The 11,663-nt window shown below is 71.4% G+C and carries 7 protein-coding genes; all 7 read left to right on the forward strand.

What is annotated here, in order from left to right:
* Positions 1–263 precede the first annotated feature (263 nt).
* From AC1Q49_RS15360 to AC1Q49_RS15390, 7 genes are read left to right on the forward strand one after another with little or no spacing between them, the layout of a single operon-like run.
* Positions 264–1,790, forward strand: coding sequence for a sugar transferase (locus AC1Q49_RS15360; RefSeq protein WP_101306986.1), 1,527 nt, complete (start codon positions 264–266; stop codon positions 1,788–1,790).
* The gene (locus AC1Q49_RS15365) at positions 1,790–2,941 is read left to right on the forward strand and encodes a DUF1972 domain-containing protein (RefSeq protein ID WP_492493218.1); all 1,152 of its coding nucleotides are present in this window, start codon (positions 1,790–1,792) and stop codon (positions 2,939–2,941) included. Before AC1Q49_RS15360 ends, AC1Q49_RS15365 begins: the two co-directional genes overlap by 1 nt.
* Positions 2,938–4,062, forward strand: a complete 1,125-nt coding sequence (locus AC1Q49_RS15370) for a Gfo/Idh/MocA family protein (RefSeq protein ID WP_492493220.1) — start codon at positions 2,938–2,940, stop codon at positions 4,060–4,062. Before AC1Q49_RS15365 ends, AC1Q49_RS15370 begins: the two co-directional genes overlap by 4 nt.
* A complete protein-coding gene (locus AC1Q49_RS15375) occupies positions 4,059–4,958 on the forward strand; it encodes a hypothetical protein (RefSeq protein WP_219879390.1) in 900 nt (299 codons plus the stop codon). Before AC1Q49_RS15370 ends, AC1Q49_RS15375 begins: the two co-directional genes overlap by 4 nt.
* A gap of 1 nt (position 4,959) precedes the next feature.
* Positions 4,960–6,201: a glycosyltransferase gene (locus AC1Q49_RS15380; RefSeq protein ID WP_492493223.1), complete on the forward strand. Its 1,242-nt coding sequence runs from the start codon at positions 4,960–4,962 to the stop codon at positions 6,199–6,201.
* Positions 6,198–6,872 carry a hypothetical protein gene (locus AC1Q49_RS15385; protein WP_061781942.1) on the forward strand — a complete coding sequence of 225 codons (675 nt, stop codon included), beginning with the start codon at positions 6,198–6,200 and terminating at the stop codon, positions 6,870–6,872. Before AC1Q49_RS15380 ends, AC1Q49_RS15385 begins: the two co-directional genes overlap by 4 nt.
* A 52-nt stretch (positions 6,873–6,924) precedes the next feature.
* Positions 6,925–11,637: a PKD domain-containing protein gene (locus AC1Q49_RS15390; protein ID WP_492493225.1), complete on the forward strand. Its 4,713-nt coding sequence runs from the start codon at positions 6,925–6,927 to the stop codon at positions 11,635–11,637.
* Positions 11,638–11,663 lie beyond the last annotated feature (26 nt).

The following is an 11,663-nucleotide window of genomic DNA, read 5'->3' on the forward strand; positions in this document are numbered from 1 at the left end:
GGAGGGCGCGGGCGGCGAGCGCGTCTGAACACCGGGGGAACGGGATCTGTCTACAGTCTGACGATTGACGGTGGCGCTCCGCACGATCGGCGGGGTAGAGTCGCTCCCGACGCACGCGTGACAGCCGGGGGGTTGGTCCGCAGGAGACGGGGGTCTTCGCGTCGTCTTACTGGGGATGGGGCGGATCACGATTCGCCCGTCGGTTTGCTGGGGGGCAAAATGCCGACTTTGCTGTTGCGTTCCGTCGTGGCGGTGGTCACGCGATGACCGCGATCCACGACGCCGCGAGCATCGCGCGAACGGGCTTCGCCGCGCCGTTCACGACGATCACCTCGCGGGCATCGGCGACCGCCGGCCCGTCACGGGCGCTGGAGCGGCGTCACTCGTGGGAACGCCGCTACCGGTGGATCCTGCGCACGAGCGACGCCGCCGCGGTCGTGATCACCTGCGCGATCGCGACGGTCGTGTCGACAGGGGTCGCCGGCGGTCCGCTCGCCGCCGGCGACCCCGGCCTCGTCGGTCAGATCGCCCTCGTGACCGCGGCCGTGTGGCTGCTGATGCTGTCGCTGTTCGCCACGCGCGATGTGAAGCTGATCGGCTCGGGCGCCGCCGAGTACACCCGGCTGGTGCACGCGACCGGGTTCGCGTTCGGGCTGCTGGCGATGCTCGACGTCGCCCTCGACGTCGACGGCATCCGCTCTCAACTGTTCGTCGCGCTCCCGCTGGGCGTCAGCGTCCTGCTCGTGGAGCGCTGGCTGTGGCGCCGCTGGCTGATCCGCCGCCGCGCGACCGGGGCCTACACCTCGCGCGCCATGGTGGTCGGCGACCGCGCCGACGTCGAGTACGTCATCCGCACGATCGCCGACCCCGGGCTGGGCTATCAGGTCGTCGGGGCCTCGCTGCGCGGCGACGAGCTCGACAGTCTCCGCGTCGACGACGCCACCTACCCGGTCCTGCGCACGCACACCGTCGCGGAGGCGGCCGCCGCCCTCGACGCCGACACGATCATCGTCGCCAGCGGCGGTGATCGCGATCCCGACGACATCAAGCACCTCGCCTGGCAGTTGGAGAACACGGCGGCCGAGCTCGTCATCTCGAGCCGCCTGTCCGACGTCGCCGGACCCCGCATGTCGCTGCGCCCGATCGAGGGCCTGCCGCTCATCCACGTCGAGATCGCCTCGTTCGCCGGTCGCGCCTATCTCGCCAAGCGCGCGCTCGACATCGTCGTGTCCGCCACGGCCCTTCTGCTCTTCGCACCGGTCGCGGCCGTCATCGCCCTCGCGATCCGGCTCGACTCGCCCGGTCCGCTGCTCTTTCCCCAGGCACGGGTCGGACGGGACGGTCACGAGTTCCGGATGATCAAATTCCGCTCGATGACCGTGGATGCCGAGGAGCGGCGCGCCGCGCTGCTCGCGGCGAACGAGGGCGCGGGCCCGCTGTTCAAGATGCACGACGACCCTCGTGTCACCCGCGTGGGCCGGATCCTGCGGAAGTACTCGCTCGACGAGGTTCCCCAGTTCTGGAACGTGCTGGTCGGCGACATGAGCGTCGTGGGTCCGCGCCCTCCCCTCCCGAGCGAAGTCGCGACGTACGACGACGACGTCCTCCGCCGGCTCTACATCAAGCCGGGTATCACCGGCCCCTGGCAGGTGGGCGGACGCAGCGACCTGAGCTGGGAGGAGAGCGTGCGCCTCGACCTGCGCTACGTCGAGAACTGGACCGTCATGACCGACCTGGTGCTCATGTGGCGGACGGTGCGCGTCATGCTCCGCCCGGACGGGGCCTACTGATGACGCGCCGCACCGTCCGCATCCTCGGCACCCACGGGGTTCCGGCCGCCTACGGCGGGTTCGAGACCGCCGCCGAGCACGTGGGGCTGTCCCTGCGCGACCACGGGTGGGACGTCGTCGTCTACTGCCAGGTCGACGGGGAGGGCGAGATCGCCTCCGACCGGTGGAACGGCATCGAACGCGTCCTCATCCCCGAGCCGCGCGACGGCTGGAAGGGCACCTCGCACTTCGACCTCGTGTCCATCCGCCACGCGACGCACCACCACCGCGACGGCGACGTCTGGCTGACGTTCGGCTACAACACGGGCGTCCTCGACGTCATGCCGCGCCTTCGCGGCATCCCGAACGTGATCAACATGGACGGCATGGAGTGGACCCGCCGCCGGTGGGGCCTCGCGAAGCAGGGCATCCTGCTGGCCAACGAACGCCTCGCGGGTCTCGTGGGCGACGTCCTGATCGGCGACCACCCCGTCATCTCGGCCTATCTCGGACGCCACTTCGGCCGCCGCCGGGTCGAGACCATCACCTACGGCGCCCCTTCGGTGACGTCGGCACCGGTCGCGCCGGTGCGCGACCTGCACCTCGAGCCCGACGCCTACGGCATCGTGGTCTGCCGTCCCATCCCCGAGAACTCCGTCCTCGAGATCGTCACCGCGTGGTCCGCGCGACGCCGCGGGATGCCGCTGGTCGTGGTGGGCCCGTACACCGACACCGATCCGTACCACGTCGCCGTCCGCGCGGCGGCATCCGACGAGGTGCGCTTCCCCGGGGCGATCTTCGACAGCGGGCGCCTGCAGGCGCTGCGCTTCCACAGCGCGCTCTACCTGCACGGGCACACCGTCGGGGGCACGAACCCGTCCCTGGTCGAGGCGATGGGCGCCGGCAACGCCGTCGTGGCCCACGACAACAGGTACAACACGTGGGTCGCCGGCCCCGGGAACGCCTATTTCCGAGGCGCGGACGATCTCGGCGACCTGCTCGACGACCTGCTCGCCGACCCGCGACGCCGACGTCGCATGGGCGAGGCGAGCCGCGCGCGCCACCGCGAGGAGTTCACCTGGGACCACATCGGTGCCCAGTACGAGCAGTCGCTGCTCACGGCGCTCGCGCGCCACGGCCATGTCACTCGACGAACGGAGGTGCTGGTGTGATCGATGTCGCTGTCGTGGGCCTCGGCAAAATGGGGCTGTCTCACCTGTCCATGATCAAGGCGCACCCGGAGGTGAACCTCGTCGGCGTGTGCGACGCGACGGGGTACCTCCTCGACGTCCTCGCCAAGTACACGGGGGTGGCGACCTTCAAGGATCTCGGCAAGATGCTCGACACGGCGCAGCCCGACGCGATCATCGTGGCCACTCCCACCCACCTGCACGCGGGGATGATCCGCGAGGCGATCCGCCGCGGCATCCATGTGTTCTGCGAGAAGCCGCTCGTGATCGACCCCGACGAGGGCGCGGAGCTGACCGCCCTCGCCGAGGCGCGCGGGATCGTCACCCAGGTCGGGTACCACAACCGCTTCGTCGGGGCGTTCCGCGAGGTGCAGCGACTGCTGGAGCTCGGAGCGATCGGCACGGTGGAGACCGCACTCGCGGAGGCGTACGGGCCGGTGGTCCTCAAACCCTCGGGTCACACGTGGCGCAGTCAGCGGGCCACGGGCGGAGGATGCCTGTACGACTACGCCGCCCACCCGCTGAACCTGCTGACCTGGTATCTCGGCGAGCCGGAGTCCGTCAGCGGAAGCCAGCTCACCAGCATCTTCTCCGCCCAGATCGACGACGCCGTCGCCGCGACCCTCCACTACCCACAGGGGACGGCGCAGATCATCGCGAACTGGTCCGACGAGTCGCAGCGCAAGATGACGACGAAGGTGACCCTCTGGGGCGAGCACGGGCGCATCTACGCCGACCGGCAGGAGATCCAGGTCTACCTGCGCGACACGGCCGAGATCCCCGAGGGCTATCGCGCCGGCTGGAACGTCCGCTACACGACCGACCTCACCGCCGCGCCCTGGTTCTACCTGCGCGGCGAGGAGTACAGCGCGCAGCTCGACACCTTCGTGTGGCGCGTGCGTGCGCACGCCGTGCACGGTCAGAACGACTTCGGCTCGGCCGCCGCCACCGATCGCGTCATCGCCATGATCAGCGAAGACGCGACCCGCGTCGACGCGAGGCTGACGACCCCCGGACACGTCGCCACAATCACGCCCCTGCCCGCTCGACGCGGCAACCCGTTCGGAACGGCGCTGCGTGCGCTGCGAGGAGGAGCACGATGACTCTCATCACACCGTCGTCCACCCGGACCATGGATCGCCTGCTGTTCGGCGACAACCAGTTCTTCGGGGTGAACCACATGTCGGAGGAGAAGGCGCGCGCCCAGCAGATGCGCTTCCAGGACACCGACGCGATCATGTCGGTGCTGGATGCCGCGTACGACGAGGGCGTCCACACGTTCATGTGCACCACCCACGACCGCATCGGGGAGATCGCCGAACGCGTGCGGACCCATCCCGACCGCTACGAGGGCATGAGCTTCTTCCCGTGCATGCCGTACGCGCACAAGTACGCGAACGCGATCACCGACGACGGCTTCCTCGGGGCCGTGCGGCGGTTCCTGCCGGAGGAGGGTCTGCTCGACAGCATCGCCCGCGGCGCGTCCTCGTTCGCCCGCAAGGACATCGAGGGCGTGGCGACGCTGCTCATCGACGCCGAGCTGAAGATGTTCGCGGGGCTGTCCACCCCGGTGATCTGGCTGCAGAACGTGATCGTCGACCTGTTGTCGGGGCTCGGCTTCACGGACGCGTTCCGGATCTTCGCCGACCACGTCCGCACGCGCTACGGCGCCGAGCCGGGCTTCATCACGATGAACCTGCCGCGGGTGCTCGACGATCTCGACCGCGCCGGGGTGGAGAACCCTATCGTCTGCTCCAACATCAACAAGCTCGGCTTCCGCATGTCGGGCGGGGTGGAGAGCTATCTCGACGCGATGGAGCGACGGCCCTTCCGCGCCGTGGCGATGTCGGTCTTCGCGAGCGGGGCGATCTCTCCGCGCGAAGCCATCGAGTGGGTGACCGCGCTGCCCAACCTCGAGGCGATCGTGTTCGGCGCCTCCAGCCGCGCGAACATCGCGTCGACGGTGAGCCTCGTCGACGAGTACTGGCCCGAGCACTGACATGTCCGCCGCCGATCGCGCTCGCACCGTCCTCGTCGCCAACCCGTCCGCCGATCTGTACGGGTCGGACCGGATGATGCTCGAAGGGGTCCGCGGCCTCGTCGAGCTCGGGTGGCGCGTGGTCGTGACGAGCTCGGACGACGGCCCGCTCATCCCGCTCCTGCGCGCCGCCGGGGCCGACATCCGCTTTCTCGATGCGCCCGTCATCCGCAAGAGCGCCCTGCGTCCGCGCGGTCTCGTGCGACTGCTTCGCGACGTCGTGGCGCACGGGCCGAGGATGCGGCGCCTCATCGCCGACGTCGGCGCCGATGTGGTGCTGGTGAACACCGTGACCATCCCGTTCTGGATCCTCGCCGCCCGCCGCGCGGGCGTGCCGAGCGTCGTCCACGTGCACGAAGCCGAGTCGACGCTTCCCGCAGCCGCGCGGGCGATCCTCACCCGCCCGCTGCGGTGGGCGTCGGGCGTGATCTTCAACTCTCAGACCAGTCGGCGCGTCGCCGGCTCGGCGTGGCTGGAGCGCCGCGATCGCGCGCGCGTCGTCCCCAACGGCGTCGCCGGGCCGCCGGCACCGACCCCCGCCCGGATCCGCCTCGACGCACCGCTGCGCATCGTCTACGTCGGGCGGCTCTCGCCGCGCAAGGGCGTCGACCTCGTCGTCGACGCGGTGGCGCGGCTGCAGGGGCTCGGGTTGGCGGCCGAGCTGGAGATCGTCGGCGACGTCTTCCCGGGCTACGAGTGGTACGAGCAGAGCCTGCGCGACCGCGTCTCCGAGCTCGCCATCGGCGAGCGGGTGCGATTCGCCGGCTTCCAGCGCTCGGTGTGGGACCGCCTCTCCGCCGCCGATGTCGCCGTCGTCCCGTCGCGCGGCGCGGAGTCGTTCGGCAACGTGCTCATCGAGGCCGCGCTGTGTGCCCGCCCCGTCGTGGCGGCCGACCACACCGGCCTGCGGGAGGCGTCCGCGGACCTCGCCTCGGCGCTCCTGGTGGCCACGGACGACGTCGACGCCCTCGCGGCGGGACTGCGGCGCGTGCACGACGAATGGGATGCGCTGCGGGAGGGCGCCTGGGGGGATGCCGAGCGCGTCCGGCTGCGCCACTCCCCCGATCGGTACCACCGCGCGCTGTCCGCGGCGCTTCTCGAACGCCTCGGCGAGGAGACGGGATCGGCCGCTGCGCCGGCGCACGCACCCTCCCCGCAGGCCGGATCACGACGGCCGCGACTCACGGAGGAGCTGACACCATGACCACCGAGAGATCTGCGTCCGGGGCGCTGTCCCGCGGCATCGGCGCGACGCTGCTGGCGCTGATCGTCGCCGCCGGGGCGACGGGCTGCGCGGCCTCGTCCCGCGGCGATGCGGCATCCCCGCCCGCGGCGACGCCGGCCGCGGCGACGCCCACGACGACGCCCGGAACGGCCGCGACCGCATCGCCCGCCCCCGAGCCGCCGACGGCAGCCGCGGATGCGCCCGTCCCGAAAGCCGGCCGCGACGGCGCCCCCGCCGCTCCCGCGATCAGCGCGGCGGTCGCCTCGCCGGCCGAACAGGTGACGTACGGCGACGGCGTCGTGCTGAGGATCTCGTCCGTGACGTACGGGTCCGAGACCGCACAGGGACCGGGCGCCGCGACGGGCCGCGAGTTCGCGCGCATCTCGCTCGAGCTGACCAACGGGTCGGACGGCGAGATCGACGTGTCGTCCACCGTGGTCACGGTGCTCGACCCCTCCGGAGCCCGCCTCGTTCCCGTGTACACGACGGAGTCCGGCGCACGCGACTTCGCCGGCACGGTCGGGCCCGCAGCGATCACGACCGCCGTGTACGCCGTCGCGGCACCGGCCGATCACTCCACGCCGCTCACGATCGTCGTCGACTTCGACGCCGTCCACACCTCCGCGGTCTTCCGCGGGGCTCTCAGCTGATGTCCGTCCGTCTCGCCCGCCAACGCGTCCCGCACTCCGTCCGAGGAACATCATGATCCGCACCACTTCGCGCCGACCGCGGCTGGCCCGCCTTCTCGCCCCCGTCATCGCCCTGGCGACGATCGTCGCCGGCGCCGTCGTCGTCACCGCCGCGCCCGCCTACGCGGACGCGGCGCCTGCGGCGCCCGAGACCGCGACCGTCGACCTCCTGCCCACCTGGCAGATCAACGGCGTCGTCTGGAGTCAGGCCGTCGCCGGCAACACCGTGTACGTCACCGGCAGCTTCACCAAGGCCCGGCCCCCCGGGGTGGCCGCGGGAGGGGCGGGAGAGATCGATGCGAACAACGTGTTCGCGTTCGACATCACGACGGGCAACCCTGCCCCGAACTTCTCGCACTCCTTCGACGCGCAAGGGCTGGTCGTCCGGGCCGCGCCCGACGGCAAGACGGTCTACTTCGGCGGCGACTTCACGACCGTCGACGGGCAGGCACGGGCGCACGTGGCCGCCTTCGACGTCGCGACGGGAGCGCTCACCGGCTGGGCGCCCCGCACGGACGGGCAGGTGCGCGGCTTCGCCGTGATCGGCGACACGGTGTACGCCGGCGGCAACTTCCGTTCCAGCAATGGTCAGCCGCGCACCGAGCTCGCCGCCTGGAACGCGACGACGGCCGCGCTCACGCCGTGGGCACCGACCGCCGCCGGAGACGGCTTCGTCTGGGACATGCTGACGAGCCCCGACAACTCCCGCATCATCGTCGCCGGATCGTTCACCCTCCTCAACGGCGCCGCCGCGTACGGGATGGGAGCCCTGGATGCCGCGACGGGCGCGGCCCTGCCGTGGGCGGCGGTCGACCGCATCCGCACCGCGGGGCTGAACGGTGCGATCTCCAGCCTCAGCACCGACGGCACGCAGGTCTACGGCACGGGCTATGCCTTCGGTGCCGGCGCCTCGTTCGAGGGCACCTTCGCCGCCGATCCCTACACGGGCGCCCTGAACTGGGTGAACGACTGCCTCGGCGACACCTACTCGAGCTTCCCGCAGGGGGGCGTGCTGTACGCTGTCGGTCACCGCCACGACTGCAGCGTCGTCGGCGGGTTCCCCGACACCAACCCCCGGTCGCGGTGGATGAAGGCGACCGCCGAACCGACCTCGCCGACCGGTGTCATCACGCGCAAGGACGCCTACGGATGGGACTTCACGGGTCTGCCGTACGCCGGCCTGCTGAACTGGTACCCCGACCTGGAGTTCGGGTCCTACACCTCCGCCCGCCAAGCGGCCTGGAGCGTGACGGGCAACAGCGACTACGTGGTGCTCGCCGGCGAGTTCCCGAAGGTGGGCAGCACGGCCCAGCAGGGACTCGCCCGGTTCGGCAAGCGCACGGTGTCGCCGCACCTGAGCGGGCCCATCTACACCTCCGCGATGACACCGGCGCCGTACTCGAACGAGCGCGGCACGGTGCGCGTGCCCTTCGCGAGCGCCTGGGACCGCGACGGCGCCCCCATCACCTACGACGTCTTCCGCAGCCCGGCCACGAAGATCGCGACCTTCACCCGCACGGACAGCCGGTTCTGGTCGCTGCCGAGCCTCAGCATCACCGACACCGGACAGACACCCGGCTCGCAGGTGCGTTACCAGATGCGCGCGAAGGATGCCGACGGCAACGTGCAATGGAGCGCCTGGTCGCCCTGGACCACCGTCTCCGATGCGGCGACATCCGCCTATCGTGCGGCCGTGCGCAGCAGCGGCGCCTCGCACTACTGGCGTCTGGGCGAGGGCTCCGGCACGCGCCTGTACGACGACATCGGCGACATGCCCGGCACCACGACGAGCCTCACCCTCGGCACGCCGGGCGCGCTCGCAGGCGACACCGACACCGCCGTGACGTCGACCGGTGGCAGCACGCCCCGGATGACGACGCAGGACGTTGTCCCCAGCGATGCCGCGGTCACCGTCGAAGCCTGGGTGAACACGAGCAGCACCCGGGGTGGACGCATCGTCGGCTTCGGCGACTCCGCCACGGGCACCTCGTCGTCCGGCGGCACCGACCGCGTGCTGTATCTCGATGCCTCCGGGCGTGCGAACTTCGCGATCAACGACGGCAGCTACCGCACGATCTTCAGCCGCGCCGGGGTGAACGACGGCCAGTGGCACCACCTCGTGGGCACGGTCGACGGCTCCGGCATGCAGCTGTACGTCGACGGCATCCGCGCGGGCAGGTCGCAGGCCGCGACCTCACCGAAGAGCTACGCGGGCTACTGGCGCATCGGCGCCGACCAGACCGGCGGCTTCACCAACCGTCCGAACGACGCCGGCCTCGCCGGCAGCATCGACGACGTGGCCGTCTACCCGAAGGCCCTGTCGCAGGGCGACGTCCAGGCGCACTACCTCGCCAGCGGACGGTCCGCGAGCTGGAGCGCCGTCGCGACCGACGCCTACGGTGCGACGGTGTCGACCGACCGTCCCGACCTGTACTGGCGGCTCGACGAGCCCGCCGGCAGCACCACCCTGACGGATGCCGCCGCGGGAGGACCCACGGGCGCACTGACCGGAACGGTCACCCGCTCCGTGGCCGGCATCACGGCTTCCGGCACGGCCACCACGTTCAACGGGACCAACGCGGTCGGCATCGCCCAGGAGGCGTGGGACTCGCCGCTGGCCTACAGCGCAGAGCTGTGGTTCAAGACGACGAGCACCAAGGGCGGCAAGCTGATCGGGTTCGGCAACACGTCCTCCGGTCTGAGCAGCAGCTACGACCGTCACGTCGTGATGCAGTCGAACGGACGGGTCAACTTCGGCACGTACAACGGGGCACAGAACACGATCACCAGCACCAGCGCCTACAACGACGGCCAGTGGCACCACCTCGTCGCCTCGCAGGGCGCCAGCGGGATGAAGCTGTGGATCGATACGCAGCTCGTCGCGAGCTCACCCGTGGCCACCGGCCAGGCCTACCGCGGATTCTGGCGGATCGGCGGGGACAAGACGTGGGGGAACACCTCCAGCAACTACATCGCCGCGACCCTCGACGAGGTCGCCGTCTACCCCGGCGTCCTCAGTGAGGACCGCGTGCGCGCGCACTACGCCGCCGCCGGTCGGGTGCCGAGCGAGCGCGCGCCGGTCGCCGCCTTCACGCTGTCGTCGACATATCTCGGCATCGGCGTGGATGCCTCCGCCACGACGGATGCCGACGGCAACCTCGCCACCTACGCGTGGAACTTCGGCGACGGGACGTCGGCGGCCGGCCCGACGGCGACCCACACCTATGCCGCGGCCGGGACATACACGGTGACGCTGACGGCGACCGACGCGACCCTGCTGACCGGAGCACTGTCGAAAACGGTGACCGTCGCGCCGAATCAGGCGCCCACGGCATCCTTCACGCCGACGATGGACCACCTCGCCCTGACGGCCGATGCGAGCGCCTCCCGCGACACGGACGGCAGCGTCTCCTCCTACGCGTGGGACTTCGGCGACGGGTCCACCGCCACCGGGGCGACGGCGGCGCACACGTACGCCGCGCCCGGGGACTACACGGTGCGCCTCACCGTCACCGACAACGACGGGCTCACCGGGACGACGACCCGCACGGTCACCGCCAGCGCCCGCCCGAACCAGGCGCCGGTCGCCGCGTTCACCTCGACGACCGACTTCCTCGCGCTCACGGTGGACGCCACGGGCTCGTCCGATGCCGACGGCACGGTCGCCTCGTACGCCTGGGACTTCGGCGACGGGACGACCGGCGCGGGACCGACCGCGACGCACACGTACGGCTCGGCCGGCACCTTCACGGTCGCGCTGACCGTGACCGACGACGCCGGCGCGACGGCCACGACCTCCCGCGCCGTCACGGTCGTGGCCAACCGCGCGCCGACCGCCGCGTTCACCACCACGGTCGCCGATCTGCGGGTGACCGCGGACGGCAGCGGCTCGGCCGACCCCGACGGGACGGTCGCCTCGTACGCCTGGGACTTCGGCGACGGGACCACCGGCTCGGGAGCGACCGCGACGCACGACTATGCGAGTGCCGGCACGTACACCGTCACCCTCACGGTCGCGGACGACCGCGGCGTCACCGCGACGCAGAGCGCAGCGGTGACCGTCACCGCTGCGCGCGTGTGGGCGCGCGACGACTTCGAACGCACCGCGACCGGCGGGTGGGGTGCGGCCGATGTCGGCGGGACGTGGGCGATCACGCCGGGGACCACGACCGCGACCTCGAAGTTCTCCGTCGCCGGCGGGGTCGGCAAGGTCACTCTGTCACCCGGCAACTCCTACACCGCCGCGCTGACGTCGGCGGCACCGTCGACGGACACCGAGGAGCGGTTCACGGTGTCGTTCAACCAGCCCGCGACCGGAGGCGGCTCCTACTTCTCGGCCATCGGACGCCAGGTCGACGCCGCGAACGACTACCGCGCCAAGGTGCGTGTGGCCTCCACCGGCGCCGTCGCGGTGTGGCTGACCCGCACGGTCGGCGGAACGGAGACGGTGCTCACCAGCCTCACGATCCCGAACACGACGGTGACGGCGGGCGACGCGCTCAGCATCCGCTTCCAGGTGACCGGTGTCAACGCCACGACCCTGAAGGCCAAGGTCTGGCGCACCGCGTCGCCGGAGCCCGCCGCGTGGACGCTCACGTCCACCGACGCGACGGCCGTGCTGCAGGCACCCGGCGTCGTCGGGATCAACAGCTACCTGTCCGCGAGCGCGACGGCGGCGCCGGTGGTCTACTCCTACGACAGTCTGTGGGCCGGCCCGGCGAAGTAGCAGCACCCCGCCGCCCCGCACCCCGC

The sequence above is a fragment of the Microbacterium sp. MPR-TSA4 genome (assembly GCF_058792815.1).